This is a genomic window from Streptomyces lasiicapitis (assembly GCF_014646335.1).
Taxonomy (GTDB): domain Bacteria; phylum Actinomycetota; class Actinomycetes; order Streptomycetales; family Streptomycetaceae; genus Streptomyces; species Streptomyces lasiicapitis.
In genome coordinates, this window is sequence record NZ_BMNG01000014.1 from 247,710 (window position 1) to 264,887 (window position 17,178).

Annotated in this window: 17 protein-coding genes; 12 read left to right on the plus strand and 5 right to left on the minus strand. The window is 71.6% G+C overall.

Annotation, left to right across the window (positions count from 1 at the left end; genetic code table 11):
- Positions 1–46 precede the first annotated feature (46 nt).
- The 3 genes from IEY91_RS30075 (at position 47) to IEY91_RS30085 (ending at position 3,400) form a co-directional block, all read left to right on the plus strand.
- Complete coding sequence (locus IEY91_RS30075) at positions 47–1,573, plus strand: MFS transporter (RefSeq protein WP_189176355.1); 1,527 nt, start codon at positions 47–49, stop codon at positions 1,571–1,573.
- A 61-nt stretch (positions 1,574–1,634) separates the two neighbouring features.
- Positions 1,635–2,021 carry a YciI family protein gene (locus IEY91_RS30080; protein ID WP_189176356.1) on the plus strand — a complete coding sequence of 129 codons (387 nt, stop codon included), beginning with the start codon at positions 1,635–1,637 and terminating at the stop codon, positions 2,019–2,021.
- A 155-nt stretch (positions 2,022–2,176) separates the two neighbouring features.
- The gene (locus IEY91_RS30085) at positions 2,177–3,400 is read left to right on the plus strand and encodes an RNA polymerase sigma factor (RefSeq protein ID WP_229697312.1); all 1,224 of its coding nucleotides are present in this window, start codon (positions 2,177–2,179) and stop codon (positions 3,398–3,400) included.
- Positions 3,401–3,626: 226 nt separating this feature from the next.
- Here IEY91_RS30085 and IEY91_RS30090 read toward each other — a convergent pair whose 3' ends face one another.
- The gene (locus IEY91_RS30090; protein WP_189176357.1) at positions 3,627–4,835 is read right to left on the minus strand and encodes a class I SAM-dependent methyltransferase; all 1,209 of its coding nucleotides are present in this window, start codon (positions 4,833–4,835) and stop codon (positions 3,627–3,629) included.
- A gap of 92 nt (positions 4,836–4,927) precedes the next feature.
- Here IEY91_RS30090 and IEY91_RS30095 point away from each other — a divergent pair, with 92 nt between their 5' ends.
- The 4 genes from IEY91_RS30095 to groL all read left to right on the plus strand — a co-directional run bounded on the left by IEY91_RS30095 (position 4,928) and on the right by groL (position 8,463).
- A complete protein-coding gene (locus IEY91_RS30095) occupies positions 4,928–5,863 on the plus strand; it encodes a polysaccharide deacetylase family protein (protein WP_189176358.1) in 936 nt (311 codons plus the stop codon).
- Positions 5,860–6,192 carry a hypothetical protein gene (locus IEY91_RS30100; protein WP_164321659.1) on the plus strand — a complete coding sequence of 111 codons (333 nt, stop codon included), beginning with the start codon at positions 5,860–5,862 and terminating at the stop codon, positions 6,190–6,192. Before IEY91_RS30095 ends, IEY91_RS30100 begins: the two co-directional genes overlap by 4 nt.
- Positions 6,193–6,375: 183 nt before the next feature.
- Positions 6,376–6,684: a co-chaperone GroES gene (groES, locus tag IEY91_RS30105; RefSeq protein WP_004955293.1), complete on the plus strand. Its 309-nt coding sequence runs from the start codon at positions 6,376–6,378 to the stop codon at positions 6,682–6,684.
- Between the two features lie 156 nt (positions 6,685–6,840).
- Complete coding sequence (groL, locus tag IEY91_RS30110) at positions 6,841–8,463, plus strand: chaperonin GroEL (protein ID WP_189176359.1); 1,623 nt, start codon at positions 6,841–6,843, stop codon at positions 8,461–8,463.
- 92 nt (positions 8,464–8,555) lie between these two features.
- Here the strand turns inward: groL and IEY91_RS30115 are convergent, their stop codons facing one another.
- Positions 8,556–9,329: an SDR family NAD(P)-dependent oxidoreductase gene (locus IEY91_RS30115; protein WP_189176360.1), complete on the minus strand. Its 774-nt coding sequence runs from the start codon at positions 9,327–9,329 to the stop codon at positions 8,556–8,558.
- Positions 9,330–9,408: 79 nt separating this feature from the next.
- Complete coding sequence (locus IEY91_RS30120; RefSeq protein WP_164321653.1) at positions 9,409–10,086, minus strand: MOSC domain-containing protein; 678 nt, start codon at positions 10,084–10,086, stop codon at positions 9,409–9,411.
- A gap of 80 nt (positions 10,087–10,166) precedes the next feature.
- On the opposite strand from IEY91_RS30120, the gene IEY91_RS30125 reads away from it, so the two are divergent.
- On the plus strand, positions 10,167–11,063 hold the full coding sequence (locus IEY91_RS30125) for a LysR family transcriptional regulator (protein ID WP_189176361.1): 897 nt from the start codon (positions 10,167–10,169) through the stop codon (positions 11,061–11,063).
- Positions 11,064–11,108: 45 nt separating this feature from the next.
- On the opposite strand, the gene IEY91_RS30130 is transcribed toward IEY91_RS30125, so the two are convergent.
- Positions 11,109–11,426: a WhiB family transcriptional regulator gene (locus tag IEY91_RS30130; protein WP_164321649.1), complete on the minus strand. Its 318-nt coding sequence runs from the start codon at positions 11,424–11,426 to the stop codon at positions 11,109–11,111.
- 422 nt (positions 11,427–11,848) lie between these two features.
- Here IEY91_RS30130 and IEY91_RS30135 point away from each other — a divergent pair, with 422 nt between their 5' ends.
- From IEY91_RS30135 to IEY91_RS30150, 4 genes are all read left to right on the plus strand, one after another.
- Positions 11,849–12,460: a response regulator transcription factor gene (locus IEY91_RS30135; RefSeq protein ID WP_003948568.1), complete on the plus strand. Its 612-nt coding sequence runs from the start codon at positions 11,849–11,851 to the stop codon at positions 12,458–12,460.
- 266 nt (positions 12,461–12,726) lie between these two features.
- Positions 12,727–13,302 carry a sigma-70 family RNA polymerase sigma factor gene (locus IEY91_RS30140; protein WP_164321647.1) on the plus strand — a complete coding sequence of 192 codons (576 nt, stop codon included), beginning with the start codon at positions 12,727–12,729 and terminating at the stop codon, positions 13,300–13,302.
- Positions 13,303–13,586: 284 nt separating this feature from the next.
- Positions 13,587–15,095, plus strand: coding sequence for an IMP dehydrogenase (gene guaB, locus IEY91_RS30145; protein ID WP_164321645.1), 1,509 nt, complete (start codon positions 13,587–13,589; stop codon positions 15,093–15,095).
- A 137-nt stretch (positions 15,096–15,232) separates the two neighbouring features.
- A complete protein-coding gene (locus tag IEY91_RS30150; RefSeq protein WP_164321643.1) occupies positions 15,233–16,357 on the plus strand; it encodes a GuaB3 family IMP dehydrogenase-related protein in 1,125 nt (374 codons plus the stop codon).
- Positions 16,358–16,465: 108 nt separating this feature from the next.
- On the opposite strand, the gene IEY91_RS30155 is transcribed toward IEY91_RS30150, so the two are convergent.
- Positions 16,466–17,080, minus strand: coding sequence for a hypothetical protein (locus tag IEY91_RS30155; RefSeq protein WP_164321641.1), 615 nt, complete (start codon positions 17,078–17,080; stop codon positions 16,466–16,468).
- Positions 17,081–17,178 lie beyond the last annotated feature (98 nt).

Below are 17,178 nucleotides of genomic sequence, written 5' to 3' on the forward strand. Positions count from 1 at the left end.
TTACGCGTATAGCCAATTTCTATACGCGTATAATAATCTGCGCGGCATGACGCACTCACCCACCGGCGGCCCGCCCGCGCGCGGCCCGCTCCTCCTCCCCGTCCTCCTGACCGTCCAGTTCCTCGTCTCCCTCGACATGTCCGTCGTCAACATCGCGCTGCCCGACATGGGCGCCGACCTCGGCTTCGCGCCCGAGTCGCTGACCTGGGTCGTCAACGCGTACGCGCTCGCGTTCGGCGGGCTTCTGATGCTCGGCGGAAGGCTCGCCGACCTGATGGGCCGGCGGCGCACACTCGTCGCCGGGTTCGTGGTGTTCGGGGCGGCGAGCCTCGCGGGAGGGCTCGCGCAGGACCCCGGCCAGCTCGTCACGGCGCGGGCGGTGCAGGGCGCGGGCGCCGCCGCCCTCGCGCCGGTGGCGCTCGCGCTGATCACCGTCCACTACGCGCAGGGCAAGGAGCGGGCACGGGCGCTCGGCCTGTGGGGCGCGTCGGGCGCGCTCGGCGGGGCGGTCGGGATCATGGCGGGCGGACTGCTCACGGACTGGGTGGGCTGGCGCTCGGTGATGCTGGTCAACGTCCCGGTGGTGCTCGCGGCGCTCGCCGCCGTCCGGCCCGGCATCCCCGCCGACCGGCGCGGGGCCGACGCCCCGCGCCTCGACGTGGCGGGCGCGCTCCTGGTCACGGCGGGGACGAGCGTGCTCGTGCTCGGCCTGGTCCGCACCGAGACCGAGGGCTGGGGCTCGGCGGCGACCGCAGGGACGCTCGCGGCGGCGGCCGCGCTGCTCGGCGCCTTCTGCGCGGTCGAGATGCGCGGCGAACGGCGCGGCCGCGGGCCCCTCCTCCGGCTCGGCCTGCTCACCCGCCGCCCGGTCCTGTCCGCGAACGTCTTCGCGCTCCTGATGTCCTCGGGCCAGTTCGCCGCGTTCTACTTCACCTCGCTCTACCTCCAGGAGGTCATGGCGTACGGACCCACGCGGGCCGGAGCGGCCTTCCTGCCGTTCTGCGCGGGCATCGTCGCGGGCACGGTGGTCGCGACCCGCACGGTGGGCCGGGTCGGGGAGCGGGCGCTGCTCGTGGCGGGCGGGCTGCTCGGCGCGGCCGGGTTCGGGTGGTTCGCGCTGGCGGTCGGGGCGGGCGGCACGTTCGCGGGGTCGATCCTCGGTCCTTCGCTCGTGGCGAGCGTGGGCATCGGCATGTGCTTCGTGCCGCTCGGTACGGCGGCTACGGCGGGCGTGGCGGCGGAGGAGACCGGCATGGCGTCGGGGCTGCTCAACAGTTCGCGCCAGCTCGGCGGGTCGATCGGCCTCGCGGTGCTCGTGACGGTCGCGTCGAGTGCGACGGGGGCGGGCGGCGGGCCCGGGGCGCTCGCGGACGGGTACGCGGCGGCGTTCGGGGTGGCGGCGGGGCTGCTGGTGGCGGCGGCGCTGGCCACCGCGGTGCTGCACGGGCGGCGTACGGCTGCGCTTTCGGCGCCGACACTCCCGCGACCTGCGGAAACGTACGAATCCGAGAAAACTTCGAAGAATCTCGGCGAGGGTGTCGATCCGGGCGTCTCCCGTTCGACGCATCAGTGAGAAGTGAGAGCGAGCGGCGGGGAGAGCCCCCGTCGCCCACCTTCTGAACGGAGACACGGTCATGCCGCGCTATCTGACGATGATCCGCATCGACGAGAACAACCTGCCGGAGAGCGGTGGCCCGAGCGCCGAGCTGGAGGAGCGCATGGGCGAGCTGCTCCAGGAGATGACCAAGGCGGGCGTCCTGCTCGACACCGCCGGCCTCGCGCCGAGCGCCGAAGGGGCCAGGGTGCGCTGGGAGAACGGGAAGCTCTCCGTCACGGACGGGCCGTTCACCGAGGCCAAGGAGGTCGTCGGCGGCTACTCCATCGTCCAGGCCAAGGACCGGGCCGAGGCGGTCGAGTGGACCAAGCGGTTCCTGAAGGTCCACGAGGAGTACTGGACGATCACCGTGGAGGTCAGGGAGATCTCCGAGCCCGACATCCAGGGGGTCGGGCCGCAGGCCTGACGTCCCTCACCCCGGCTGTCGGCCGGTCCCTTTGCGGAGGTGTCGTGGGGGTGCTCTGATGTGTGGCCGTGGACCATGTGCCCGAGCACCCCCGCCGCGCCGTCGACGGCGACGTCGAGCGTGATGTCGAGCGCGACGTCGAGACCGTCTTCCGGATGGAGGCCCCGCGCGTCATCGCCGGTGTCGCGCGGATCGTACGAGACGTCGGCATCGCCGAGGAGCTCGCGCAGGACGCGCTGGTCGCCGCCCTGGAGCAGTGGCCGCGGTCCGGCGTCCCGGACAACCTCGGCGCCTGGCTCATGGCCACCGCCAAGCACCGCGCCATCGACCTCGTACGCCGCCGTGAGCTCTACGCGCGCAAGCTCGCGGAGGTCGGCCGGGACCTGGAGGCCGCGCCGCCGCACCTCGACGAGATCCCGGACCTCGTCGAGGACCCGGACGCCATCGACGACGACCTGCTGCGCCTCGTCTTCACCGCCTGCCACCCCGTCCTCTCCGCCGAGGCCCGGGTCGCCCTGACGCTCCGTCTGCTCGGCGGCCTGACCACCGCCGAGATCGCCCGCGCGGTGCTCGCGCCCGAACCGACCGTCGCCCAGCGCGTCGTGCGCGCCAAGCGCACCCTCGCCGCCCGGAACGTTCCCTTCGAAGTCCCCTACGGGCCCGACCGCGAGGCCCGGCTCGGCTCCGTCCTCGACGTCATCTACCTCATCTTCAACGAGGGGTACGCGGCCACGGCCGGGGACGACCATGTGCGGCCCGGCCTGTGCGAGGACGCCTTGCGGCTGGCTCGGCAGCTTGCCTCCCTCATGCCGAAGGAGGCCGAAGTGCACGGGCTTGCGGCGCTGTTGGAGCTTCAGGCCTCGCGTACCGCTGCGCGGGTGGGGGCGGGTGGGGAGCCGGTGCTGTTGAAGGATCAGAACCGGGGGCGGTGGAATCGGCTGCTGATCCGGCGGGGGTTCGCCGCGCTGGCTCGGGCCGAGGAGGTGGCCCGGGGGCCGCGCGGGCCCTACGTCCTCCAGGCCGCCATCGCCGCGTGTCACGCGCACGCGCGCTCGTACGACGACACCGACTGGTCCCGGATCGCCGCCCTCTACGCCCTCCTCGCCGCCCGGAGCCCCTCTCCCGTCGTCGAGCTCAACCGGGCCGTCGCCGTGTCCATGGCCGACGGGCCCGAGGCCGCCCTCGCCCTCGTCGACGCCCTCACCGCCGAACCTGCCCTCCGCGCCTACCACTTGCTCCCCAGCGTCCGGGGCGATCTCCTCTTCCGTCTCGGCCGCCTTCGCGAGGCCCGCGCGGAGTTCGAGCGCGCGGCTGCGCTGACGCGCAATGAGCGGGAGCGGGGGTTTTTGCTGGGGCGGGTGGGGGAGTGCGGGGGGTAGCCCTGCCGGGGGCCTCCCCAATCCCGCCCCTTCCCGAAACCGGGGGCTCCGCCCCCGGACCCCCGTATCGGCCTGGACGGCCTCGTCCTCAATCGCCGGACGGGCTAAACCGCGCCGCTGTGGCTGGGGGTTTCAGCCCGTCCGGCGTTTGAGGACGAGCCGCGAAGCGGCGATAGCGGGGTCCGGGGGCGGAGCCCCTGGTTACGGGAAGGGGCGGGACTGGGGGCTACGCAGCCGCGCCTCCAACCGGACGCCCCACCAGCATGGTGGGCGCCCCCCCGACCCGGGTGAGGAACACCGTCGCCGACCCCGCCCCCTGGGGCTTCACCTTCCGGCGGAGTTCCTCCGGCTCCACCGCCGACCCCCGCTTCTTGACGGTGAGGATGCCGACCCCCCGCTCCCGCAACAACGCCTTCAACTTCTTGACGTTGAAGGGCAGTTGGTCGGTGATCTCGTACGCGGTGGCGTAGGGCGTGGCGACGGCCGCGTCGGACGTGACGTACGCGATGGTCTCGTCGATGAGCCCGCCCCCGACGCGCGCGGCGACCTCGGCGACGAGGTGGGCGCGGATGACGGCCCCGTCGGGTTCGTACAGGAAGCGCCCGACGGGCCGGACATCCGGGTCGGGGAGCATCGTGGCGAGCGGGGAGGCCAGGGTGTCCCCGGAGGGCAGCAGCGTGGCCCGGTGCGAGGCGGGGGCGTCGGAGCCGAACCACAGGACGGCTTCCTTGACGTCACCCCCGTCGGAGATCCACTCGGCCTCCGCGTCGCCGGGCACGGCCTCGTGCGGAATGCCGGGGGCGATCTTCAGCGCGGCACGCGGAGCCTTACGGGCGGCCTCGACGGCCCAGGAGAGGGGCGGTGAGTAGGACTCCGGGTCGAAGATCCGGCCGCGCCCGCCGCGCCGGGCGGGGTCCACGAACACGGCGTCGTACGGGGACGTGTCGACGTCCGTCACATCCGCCTCGCGGACCTCGATGAGGTCGGCCAGGCCCAGCGCTTCCGCGTTGGCGCGCGCGACCGCGCAGGTCAGCGGGTCACGGTCGACGGCCAGGACGGAGACCCCGGCGCGCGCCAGCGCGATCGCGTCGCCGCCGATGCCGCAGCAGAGGTCGGCGACGGAACGCACATCGAGGTGCTTGAAGCGCTGCGCGCGGTATGTCGCCACGGACGTGCGGGTGGACTGCTCGACGCCGTTCGGCGTGAAGAACATGCGGGCGGCGTCCGCAGCGCCGAACTTCGCGACCGCCCGCTGCCGCAGCCGCGCCTGCGCGAGCGCGGCGGAGACGAGTTCGGCGGGGTGTGCGCGGCGCAGCCGGGTGGCCGCCGCCAGCTCCTGGCTCGGTTCGACGTCCCGTACGGCTTCGAGGAGGGAGCGGCCCTCGTCGGTGCGGAGCGCGGCGAAGGAGGCAAGCGGATCGTTCACGCCGCCCATTGTGGGCCAGTGTGGGCCAGTCGGTGGAAGGTGCGCGTGCGGCGGCGGTGTCGGCCCGGCGCGCGGGGCCCGGACTGCGAGGATCCGGCGCCATGCGACTAGTACGACAAAAAGAACAATCCGGGCGAGGGCGAGGGCGAGGGAAGCCCGGGAAGGGCAAGCTCGCCGCCGGTGCCCTCAGCGCCGCCGTCGTCGCCACCGCGATCGCCTCCGGCTGCGCCTCCGACACCGACGGGCGCGCCGGCGCGCACGGCCAGCAGCGGCAGCCCGCCGAGGCGATGCGGGACTACGCCGACGTCCTGCGGGCGAAGCAGGCCGCGCGGGCCGCCGCGGCCAAGCGCTGGGGGCTCGCGCAGACCCCCCTTGCCGCGCCGCCCGCGCCCGCCGTCAAGCCGCGCCTCACCACCCGCAAGGGCTTCGAGGTCGCGGGGCAGGCGGAGTTGCCGCCGGTGTTCACCTCTGTCCCGACCAAGGACAAGGTCGTCTTCCTGACGGTCGACGACGGCGCCGAGAAGGACCCGGCGTTCCTGCGGATGATGACCGACCTGAAGCTGCCGTACACCGCCTTCCTCAGCGACTACCTGGTCAAGGAGGACTACGGCTACTTCAAGCGGATGCAGAAGCGTGGCGTCGTACTGAACAACCACACGCTCAACCACCGCTATCTGCCGGGGCTCTCCTACGAGGGGCAGCGGCGGGAGATCTGCGGGATGCAGGACACGATCCAGAAGCGGTACGGCAAGCGGCCCGAGCTGTTCCGGCCGCCGTACGGGAACTACAACCGCGACACCCTGCGCGCCGCCAAGACCTGCGGCGTCAAGGCGGTGCCGCTGTGGGCGTCCGAGGGCTTCGCCGACCACATGGAGTGGCGCGAATGGGACAAGGACCTGCATCCGGGCGACATCGTCCTCACGCACTTCCGCGGCCGTGAGGACTGGAAGGGCACCATGCCGGACATGGTCCGCACGGTCCTGAAGACGGTCACGGCCAAGGGGTACGCCGTGGCGCGCCTAGAGGACTACCTGTGAACCGGCCCGCGCGGGGCCGACCCGCGCGGGCCCGCCTCGTGGTCGTCGCCGCGGCCCTGTTCCTGCTCACCGGGTGCGCGCAGTCCGTCGACCCGATCGAACGGCTCGGACGCAAGGCGGCCGAAAAGATGCCCTCCAGGAAGGCCGGGCCCTCGCCGGGGTGCGAGCGGGCGGGGGCGGCGGCGCCCGGCGCGGGACCCGGCGCCCGTACGGAATCCGCCGCCCCTGAGGAGCCCGACGCCCGCGCGGAACCCGGCGCGCGTGCGAGACGTTGTCCGGACGCGGAGTCCGCGTCCCCGGTCCCGGCACCCCGCGCCGACCCCCCGTAAAGCCGCTTCCATTGGCACTCCGCTTGACCGAGTGCTAATCGTCGTCCTAGTCTCGGGCCTGGCACTCCCCACTGGAGAGTGCCAACAGCGACGGGCAGGTCCGGCACCCGCGACGACGGATCGACCTGGTCGCCACCTCAGATCAGTTAACCCCGCGAGATCTCCGAAGGGGGAGGTCGGATCGTGACGACCGCCAGCTCCAAGGTTGCCATCAAGCCGCTTGAGGACCGCATTGTGGTCCAGCCGCTCGACGCCGAGCAGACCACGGCCTCTGGCCTGGTCATCCCGGACACCGCGAAGGAGAAGCCCCAGGAGGGTGCTGTCCTCGCCGTGGGCCCGGGCCGCTTCGAGAACGGCGAGCGCCTGCCGCTCGACGTCAAGGTCGGTGACGTCGTGCTCTACAGCAAGTACGGCGGCACCGAGGTGAAGTACAACGGCGACGAGTACCTCGTCCTCTCGGCCCGCGACGTGCTCGCGATCATCGAGAAGTAGTCGAGAAGTAATCGTCTGCCTCACCGGCAGATTTGCTTGAGCTGCGCCCCTGGTCCCCGCTGATTGCCGGGCGGCGAGGGGCGCAGTTCGTTTGCTGCATGTTTCCCGGGGCGAACCCCCGGACCCCCGAGTTTCCGAGAGGGCTGAACCGCTCCCATGGCGAAGATCCTGAAGTTCGACGAGGACGCCCGTCGCGCCCTCGAGCGCGGCGTCAACAAGCTTGCCGACACGGTCAAGGTGACGATCGGCCCCAAGGGCCGCAACGTCGTCATCGACAAGAAGTTCGGCGCCCCCACCATCACCAACGACGGTGTCACCATCGCCCGCGAGGTCGAGGTCGAGGACCCGTACGAGAACCTCGGCGCCCAGCTGGTGAAGGAGGTGGCGACCAAGACCAACGACATCGCTGGTGACGGCACCACCACCGCCACCGTGCTCGCCCAGGCCCTGGTCAAGGAAGGCCTGCGCAACGTCGCCGCGGGCGCGTCCCCGGCCGCCCTGAAGAAGGGCATCGACGCCGCGGTCAAGGCGATCTCCGAGGACCTCCTCGCCACCGCCCGTCCGATCGACGACAAGTCCGACATCGCCGCCGTGGCCGGGCTCTCCGCCCAGGACACCCAGGTCGGCGAGCTCATCGCCGAGGCGATGGACAAGGTCGGCAAGGACGGCGTCATCACCGTCGAGGAGTCCAACACCTTCGGTCTGGAGCTGGACTTCACCGAGGGCATGGCCTTCGACAAGGGCTACCTGTCGCCGTACATGGTGTCCGACCAGGAGCGCATGGAGGCCGTCCTCGACGACCCGTACATCCTGATCCACCAGGGCAAGATCTCCTCCATCCAGGACCTGCTGCCGCTCCTGGAGAAGGTCATCCAGGCCGGTGCCTCCAAGCCGCTGCTGATCATCGCCGAGGACGTCGAGGGCGAGGCCCTGTCGACCCTGGTCGTGAACAAGATCCGCGGCACCTTCAACGCCGTCGCGGTGAAGGCCCCGGGCTTCGGCGACCGCCGCAAGGCCATGCTCGGTGACATCGCCACCCTCACCGGCGGCACCGTCATCGCCGAGGAGGTCGGCCTCAAGCTCGACCAGGTCGGCCTGGACGTGCTCGGCTCCGCCCGCCGCGTGACCATCACCAAGGACGACACGACCATCGTCGACGGCGGGGGCAACTCCGACGACGTCCAGGGCCGCGTCGCGCAGATCAAGGCCGAGATCGAGGCCACGGACTCCGACTGGGACCGCGAGAAGCTCCAGGAGCGCCTCGCGAAGCTGGCCGGCGGCGTGTGCGTCATCAAGGTCGGCGCCGCCACCGAGGTGGAGCTGAAGGAGAAGAAGCACCGTCTGGAGGACGCCATCTCCGCGACCCGCGCCGCGGTCGAGGAGGGCATCGTCTCCGGTGGTGGCTCCGCGCTCGTGCACGCCGCGAAGGTCCTCGAGGGCAACCTCGACCTGACCGGCGACGAGGCCACCGGTGTCGCGGTCGTGCGCCGCGCCGTCGTCGAGCCGCTGCGCTGGATCGCCGAGAACGCCGGCCTCGAGGGCTACGTCATCACCACCAAGGTGGCGGAGCTGGACAAGGGCTTCGGCTTCAACGCCGCGACCGGCGAGTACGTCGACCTGGTCAAGGCCGGCGTCATCGACCCGGTCAAGGTGACGCGCTCCGCCCTGGAGAACGCCGCGTCCATCGCCTCCCTGCTGCTCACGACCGAGACCCTGGTCGTCGAGAAGCCGGCCGAGGAGGAGCCCGAGGCCGGCCACGGCCACGGGCACTCCCACTGAGCGGTGACCTGAGCTAGCCAGGCCGAAGGCCCGGCACCCCGTCGCGGGGTGCCGGGCCTTCGCGCTGTCCGCCGCCGCGGTGGCCAACCGGCCTACTTCGGGCCGTACTTCCGTCCCGTACGCGACGTGACCCCGCCGATCAGCGCCCTCGGCGTCACCTTCACCACGCCCATCATGGCCTTGTACCTGGGGTCCGGGACGGACAGGGACTTGCCGCGGGCCAGGTCGGCCAGGGCCGCCGTGACCAGCTTGTCCGCGTCGAGCCACATCCACTTGGGGATGTTGTCGGTGCCCATGCCGGCCCGCTCGTGGAACTCCGTACGCACCAGACCCGGGCACAGCGCCATCAGCCGCACCCCGGAGCCCTCCAGGTCCCGCGCCGCGCCCTGCGTGAACTGCACGACCCACGCCTTGGACGCGCCGTACGTCCCGCGCGGCACGAACGCCGCGACCGACGCGACGTTGACCACGCCGCCGCGGCCCCGCTCGCGCATGGCCTCCGTCGCCGCCGACGTCAGCCGGAGCACCGCCTCGCAGTGCACCTTCAGCATCGTCAGCTCGTCGGCGAGGGGCACCTCCAAGTAGCGGCCCTTGTTGCCGAATCCGGCGTTGTTGACCAGCAGGTCGACCCCGTCGCGACGGCGGCCGACCCGCTCCTCGACGGCCTTGATGCCCTCCTCCGCGCTGAGGTCGGCGGTCAGGACCTCCGCCTCGATGCCGTGCCGGTCGTGCAGTTCGGTCGCCTGCTCCCGCAGCCGTTTCGTGTCGCGTGCCACCAGGACGAGATTGTGGCCGTCGGCGGCAAGGCGCCGCGCGAAGGCCGCGCCGATGCCCGCGGTCGAACCCGTGATGAGAGCCGTAGTCATGGACCAAGGCTAGTGAGGGCCGGGCCACCCGCGCGCCACGAGCCCCGTTCCGTACACCCGGCGTACAGCATCCGGACCGTCAGCTTCCTTGCTGCTCAATGCTCTTGAGGTACCTGAGCGCCTTCGCCGCCGACTCGGGGTGCAGTGCGTCCCCGGCGGCAAGCAGCCGCGGCAGCAGCGCCCGCTCCGTCGTCACGGCCCGGAACTGCAGGGCCACGGTGACGTCGTGGTCCGGGCGGTGCACGACCTCGACCTGGTCGCCCGCCTGGATCTCGCCCGGTTCGATCACCCGCAGATAGGCGCCCGGCAGCACGGCCTGCGTGAACCGGCGCACCCAGCCCTTCTCACCCACATGGCCCTGGAACGTACGGCACGGGATGCGGGAGGAGGTCACTTCGAGGAGCAGGTCGGAGCCGACGCGCCAACGCTCGCCGATGAGGGCGCCGTTCACGTCCACCCCGGACGTCGTGAGGTTCTCGCCGAAGCCGCCGTTGCGCAGCGTGGTGCCGAGCAACCGCTCCCACTCGTCGAGGTCCTCGCGCGCGAAGGCGTACACCGCCTGGTCGTTGCCGCCGTGGTGGCGCAGGTCGCAGATGGTGTCCCCGGCGAGACCGCTGCCGCCGGTGCCCTTGGGGCCCGGCGCCGTCACCCGGACGGGCCCCTCGACGGGTGCCTTGTCGATCCCCGTGCTCCCGCCCGGCGAATCTGTGTAGTCGACGGACTTGGCGCGGCCCACATTCACGGAGAGAAGCTTCATGCGGCCAGGCTAAGCGAGCGCTACTCAAAGCCGCCACGCAATATTGGGCATCTGGCCCAAGTGTCGCTTATGCTCGACTCATGATCGAGGCCCGTCATCTCCGTGTCCTGCGCGCCGTGGCCGCCACCGGCTCCTTCTCGGCGGCGGCCCGCGAACTGGGCTGCACCCAGCCCGCCGTGAGCCAGCAGATGAAGGCCCTCGAAGCGTCGGCGGGCACACCGCTGCTGATCCGCACCGGCCGCGAGATGCGCCTCACGCAGGCGGGCGAGGCCCTGGTCAGGCACGCCGCGGGCATCCTCGCCGGGCTGACCGCCGCCGAGGAGGAGGTCGCCGCCATCGCGGGCCTGCGCGCGGGCCGCGTCCGCCTCGTCTCCTTCCCGAGCGGTTCCTCGACCCTGGTGCCGGGCGCCCTCGCGGCCCTGCGCGCCGCGCACCCCGGCACCCGCGTCTCCCTGGAGGAGGCCGAGCCGCCGCGCTCGGTGGAGATGCTGCGCGAGGGCGACTGCGACGTGGCGCTCGCGTTCCGGTACGCGGGCGCCGCCGCCGCGGAGGAGTGGGCGGACCTGGTCGTGCGGCCCCTGCTCGCCGACCGGCTCGTCGGTCTCGTGCCGGAGGACCACCGCCTGGCGAAGGCTTCGAGCGTGACGATCGGCGAGCTGGCCGACGAGTCGTGGATCGCGGGCTGCCCGCGCTGCCGCCGTCAGCTGGTGGAGGTCTGCGAGAGCGCGGGCTTCGTGCCCCGCATCGACTTCGCCACGGACGACTATCCGGCGGTGGTCGGCCTGGTCGGGGCGGGGCTGGGGGTCGCGGTGCTGCCCGAGCTCGCGATCGAGTCGGTACGCCCCAAGGGCGCCCGCGCGGTGACGGTGGAGCCCGCCGTGAGCAGGGAGATCGTCGCGCTCACCCTGCCGGACCTGGCGCAGGTGCCGGCGGTCGCGGCCACGCTCGACCACTTGGCGCGGGCCGCGGCGCGCTGACGCGTGCCGGTGCGGAACTGAGCGCACCTGCGCAGAAACGTTCCTTCAGGGCGCCGTTCCGCCACCGGCCGCGGTGACCAGGCGGTTGCGGGCCCGACCCATCAGCTCCTCGCGCTCGTCCTCGGTCAGCCCGCCCCACACGCCGTACGGCTCACGGACCGCGAGCGCGTGCGCGGCGCACTCCGCGCGCACCGGGCACCGCATGCAGACCTCCTTGGCCGAGTTCTCGCGCGCGCTCCGTGCCGCTCCGCGCTCGCCCTCCGGGTGGAAGAAGAGCGAGCTGTCCACCCCGCGGCAGGCCGCGAGGAGCTGCCAGTCCCACAGATCTGCGTTCGGTCCGGGAAGGCGGGAGAAATCTGCCATTGCGTGTCTCCTGGTAGCCGTTCTGACGCGGATACGGTGCCCATGACCGTACATCTACTGTCTAAGGAGATGAAAATATGACTCATTGCGAATCTAGCCACAGACACCAGGAAAAGGGAAGAAAAGCCGCTAAATGGGGCATGCCTCTTGACTGAGCTGGTCGGGTGCCGGTGGAGGGCGGGTCGGAGCCCGGCGGGCGGAGGCATCCGCTCGCGCCTTCTGTGCCGTGTCCGCGCCCTCACGTAGAGTGCCGAAGGTGGCTGTCTGACCCCGTAACTCTTTCGAGTGACCGTCGTTGAGAGTGCGGAGGCGGTTGAAAGAACAAGCGCTCGGGCAGATGTCCGAGTGCGTCAACCGCACAGGTGACGACTTGTACCAGCCTGGAGGCTCAAGGTGACGCGCATCAGCTGCGGAGGACGGCCATGACATCCGTCCTCGTCTGCGACGACTCCCCGCTCGCCCGAGAGGCGCTGCGCCGCGCGGTCGCGACCGTGCCCGGCGTCGAGCGCGTGACGACAGCGGCCAACGGCGAGGAAGTCCTCCGCCGCTGGGGCGCCGATCGCTCGGACCTGATTCTGATGGACGTACGCATGCCCGGACTGGGCGGCGTGGAGACCGTGCGGCGGCTGCTCTCGGCCGATCCCGGAGCGCGCATCATCATGCTCACGGTCGCCGAGGACCTGGACGGGGTCGCGCTCGCGGTCGCCGCGGGCGCACGCGGCTATCTGCACAAGGACGCCTCGCGCGCCGAGCTGCGCGCGACCGTCACGCAGGCGCTCGCCGACCCGACCTGGCGGCTTGCCCCGCGCCGTCTTCGCTCGGCCGAGATGGGCGCCGCGCCCACGCTCACCGCGCGTGAGATCCAGGTCCTCGAAGGGATGAGCCACGGCCGGTCGAACGCCGAGATCGGCCGCGAGCTCTTCCTCTCCGAGGACACGGTGAAGACGCACGCCAGGCGCCTGTTCAAGAAGCTCGGCGCCTCGGACCGGGCGCACGCGGTGGCGCTCGGCTTCCGCTGGGGTCTGGTTCGCTGAGCGGGCGCTGACGGGGCATGGTTGTTCCCGCCCGCCGTGCGGCGGGCGGGGCCATGGAAGGCCCGTCATCGCCCTCCTCGGGAGCGGCTTGTGGCGCTTCGCCGCCGATGCCGCATCCTTGAGGGGTGGAGTTCCTTGGGGACGAGTCGGCCGAGCGGGAGGGGAAGGTGCGGGAGATGAGTTCCGGCGCACCCGCTCATAACGCTTCGGTGCACAACTATGGACGCGGTGCCACGGATCAGTCGGCGCCAAGGCACCATGGACCGATGCGCGATGACAAGACGACGGTGATCGGTGCCCTCGTCCTACGCGCCGTGGAGGGGGACGAGCAGGCCACGCACGACCTGTTGGCCCACGTCCACCCGCTCGCGCTGCGGTACTGCCGGGCCCGCCTTTCCCGACTTCCCGGTGACGCGCGGCACTTCGTCGAGGACCTCGCGCAGGAAGTCTGCGTCGCGGTGCTCCTCGCGCTGCCGCGCTACCGGGACACGGGGCGGCCCTTCGAAGCCTTCGTCTTCGCCATCGCCGCGCACAAGGTCGCCGACCTGCAGCGGGCCGCGATGCGGCATCCCGGGTCGACCGCCGTGCCCTCGGACGAGATGCCCGAGCGGCCGGACGACTCGCTCGGGCCCGAGGAGCGGGCGCTGCTCAGCAGTGACGCCGAGTGGGCCAAGAAGCTGCTCGCCAACCTGCCGGAGAACCAGCGGGAGCTGCTGCTCCTGCGCGTCGCCGTCGGCCTCACGGCCGAGGAGACCGGGCAGATGCTCGGCATGTCCCCCGGGGCGGTCCGGGTGGCCCAGCACCGGGCCCTGAGCCGCTTGCGCGCGCTGGCCGAGCAGTAGTCCGCGCCCGCCCACGGGGGAGACTTTCGCCACCCTGTGGTGCGGGGGTCGTCCTCCCGGCGGAGCCGGGTCTTCTTTTCCGCCGCAGCGGTGACCAGCCCCGATGGCGCATCTCGGCGGTGCCGAGCCAACCCCGGCCCAGGAAGGGGCCCCACCCGCCAAGCCCACAGCGCAGCTATAGAAACCTACGAACCCCGGCCCCCACGGGCACCGTGGAATGAGAGAGCCATGCTTCCCGTTAGCATGGACATCCGCACCGATCAAGGCCATTTGGGGAAGGTGTCATGACTGCAAACGTCGACGGAGTGCCCGAGAAATTCGCGACACTCGGGCTGACCTACGACGACGTGCTGCTGCTCCCGGGCGCGTCCGACATGGCTCCCGGTGACATCGACACCGCCTCGTCCATCTCGAAGAACGTCAGGGTGAACGTCCCGCTGCTGTCCGCGGCGATGGACAAGGTCACCGAGTCCCGGATGGCCATCGCCATGGCCCGCCAGGGCGGCGTCGGCGTGCTGCACCGGAACCTGTCGATCGCCGACCAGGCCAACCAGGTCGACCTGGTCAAGCGCTCCGAGTCCGGCATGGTCACGGACCCCATCACGGTGCACCCCGACGCCACGCTCGGCGAGGCCGACGCGATCTGCGCCAAGTTCCGCATCAGCGGCGTCCCGGTGACCGACGGCTCGGGCAAGCTGCTCGGCATCGTCACCAACCGCGACATGGCCTTCGAGGCCGACCGCACGCGCCAGGTGCGCGAGGTCATGACCCCGATGCCGCTCGTCACCGGCAAGGTCGGCATCAGCGGCGTCGACGCGATGGAGCTGCTGCGCCGCCACAAGATCGAGAAGCTGCCGCTGGTCGACGACGCCGGTGTCCTCAAGGGCCTCATCACGGTCAAGGACTTCGTGAAGGCCGAGAAGTACCCGAACGCCGCCAAGGACTCCGAGGGCCGCCTCCTCGTCGGTGCCGCCGTCGGCGTCGCCGGTGACGCCTTCGACCGCGCCCAGGCGCTCATCGAGGCGGGCGTCGACTTCATCGTCGTTGACACCGCCCACGGCCACTCCCGGCTCGTCGGCGACATGGTCGCCAAGATCAAGTCCAACGCAGGCGGCGTGGACGTCATCGGCGGCAACATCGCCACCCGCGACGGCGCCAAGTCCCTCATCGACGCCGGTGTCGACGGCATCAAGGTCGGCGTGGGCCCCGGCTCCATCTGCACCACCCGCGTCGTCGCCGGTATCGGCGTACCGCAGGTGACGGCCATCTACGAAGCGTCGCTCGCCGCCAAGGAAGCCGGTGTCCCGGTGATCGGCGACGGCGGCCTGCAGTACTCCGGAGACATCGCCAAGGCGCTCGTCGCCGGCGCGGACACGGTCATGCTGGGCTCCCTGCTCGCGGGCTGTGAGGAGTCTCCCGGAGAGCTGCTCTTCATCAACGGCAAGCAGTTCAAGTCGTACCGCGGCATGGGCTCGCTCGGCGCCATGCAGACGCGCGGCGAGCAGCGCTCCTTCTCCAAGGACCGCTACTTCCAGGAGGGCGTCGCCTCCGACGAGAAGCTCGTCCCCGAGGGCATCGAGGGCCAGGTGCCCTACCGCGGCCCCCTGTCGGCCGTCGTGCACCAGCTCGTGGGCGGTCTGCGCCAGTCGATGTTCTACGTGGGCGGGCGCACGGTGCCCGAGCTTCAGGCGAACGGCCGCTTCGTACGGATCACGTCCGCGGGCCTCAAGGAGAGCCACCCGCACGACATCCAGATGACGGTCGAGGCGCCGAACTACAGCCGCAACAAGTAGCGGCAGACCCCAGCAGAACGCAGTACCACGCGCGCGTGGGGGCGGTCCGGATTCCCTGGGCCGCCCCCACGCGCGCGTGTCGGGGATACTGGAACGGCATATACGGAGTGTCGTAGGAAAGCTGAAGGGCCACACACGTGACTGAGATCGAGATCGGGCGCGGCAAGCGCGGCCGCCGGGCGTACGCCTTCGACGACATCGCCGTCGTACCGAGCCGGCGCACCCGGGACCCCAAGGAGGTCTCGATCGCCTGGCAGATCGACGCCTACCGCTTCGAGCTGCCCTTCCTCGCGGCCCCCATGGACTCCGTGGTCTCGCCGGCCACGGCCATCCGCATCGGTGAGCTCGGCGGCCTCGGCGTGCTGAACCTCGAGGGCCTGTGGACGCGGTACGAGGACCCGCAGCCGCTGCTCGACGAGATCGCGGAGCTGCCCACCGACGCGGCCACCCGCCGCCTCCAGGAGATCTACGCCGCTCCCATCAAGGAGGAGCTGATCGGGCAGCGCATCAAGGAGGTGCGCGACTCCGGAGTCGTCACCGCCGCCGCCCTGTCGCCGCAGCGCACCGCGCAGTTCTCCAAGGCCGTCGTGGACGCGGGCGTGGACATCTTCGTGATCCGCGGTACGACGGTGTCGGCCGAGCACGTCTCCGGTGCCGCCGAGCCGCTGAACCTGAAGCAGTTCATCTACGAACTCGACGTGCCGGTGATCGTCGGCGGTTGCGCCACGTACACGGCCGCGCTGCACCTGATGCGCACCGGCGCGGCCGGTGTCCTCGTCGGCTTCGGCGGCGGCGCCGCGCACACCACGCGCAACGTCCTCGGCATCCAGGTGCCGATGGCGACGGCCGTGGCCGACGTCGCGGCGGCCCGCCGTGACTACATGGACGAGTCCGGCGGCCGGTACGTCCACGTCATCGCCGACGGCGGCGTGGGCTGGTCCGGCGACCTGCCCAAGGCCGTCGCGTGCGGCGCGGACGCCGTGATGATGGGCTCGCCGCTCGCGCGTGCCACGGACGCGCCCGGCAAGGGCCACCACTGGGGCATGGAGGCCGTCCACGAGGACGTGCCGCGCGGAAAGAAGGTCGACCTCGGCAGCGTCGGCACCACCGAGGAGATCCTCACCGGTCCCTCGCACATCCCGGACGGCTCGATGAACTTCTTCGGAGCGCTGCGCCGGGCCATGGCCACGACGGGCTACAGCGAGCTCAAGGAGTTCCAGCGCGTCGAGGTCACGGTGGCGGACTCGCAGCACCGCCGCTGACCGTTGCACGGAGCTTGAGCAGGAAGGAGCCCGGACCGCCCTGTCGGCGGTCCGGGCTCCTTGTCGTTTCCGGGTCCCGGTCGTGTTCGCGCGGGCGCCCCAGCCGTCCTACTGCGCGGCGCGCTTGGCGCTGCCGAAGGCCGCGATCGCGGCTATCACGAAGAACACGTACGTCATCGCGTCGGCCTCGTGCTTCCACGCCTCCTGCAGGAGGTCGAAGTTGTCGAAGAACACCTCGGTGAAGTCGATGTTCGCCTTGTCGGCGATGACCATGGCGGCGCCGACCAGCTGGCCCAGGTAGACCGCGCCGAGCGAGAAGACCGCGGCGAGGGCGCCGAGGGCCGGGTTGGGGCCGCCCACCTTGCCCGCGACCAGACCCACGATGAAGCCGACGCCGACGGCCGCCCAGCCGATCTCGTGCTCGGTGGCGCCGATGATCGCCCCGTAGATGCCCGCGGCCACCAGGGCGGCCACGAAGGCGACGGCCACGCCGAGGCCGACGTTCCCCCGGGCGGCCGGAGGCGGCGGCGGGAAGCCACCGGGCTGCGGCTGCTGCGGGAAGGGGTTGTACGGCTGCTGCGGCTGCTGGCCGTAGGGCTGTTGCGGCTGCTGCGGGTAGCCGTAGCCCGGCTGGCCGCCGTACGGCTGCTGGGGCTGCTGGCCGTACGGCTGCTGCTGGCCGTACGGCTGTCCGCCCTGGCCTGGAGGCGTGGGCTGTGTCATCTGGTTTCCCCCTGGGACGTGAACGCACTGGTGTGCGGTAAGTGACTGGATCCGCACGGTAGCAGCAGCGCGCGAAGGGCCCCAGGGGGTTGTGTGTG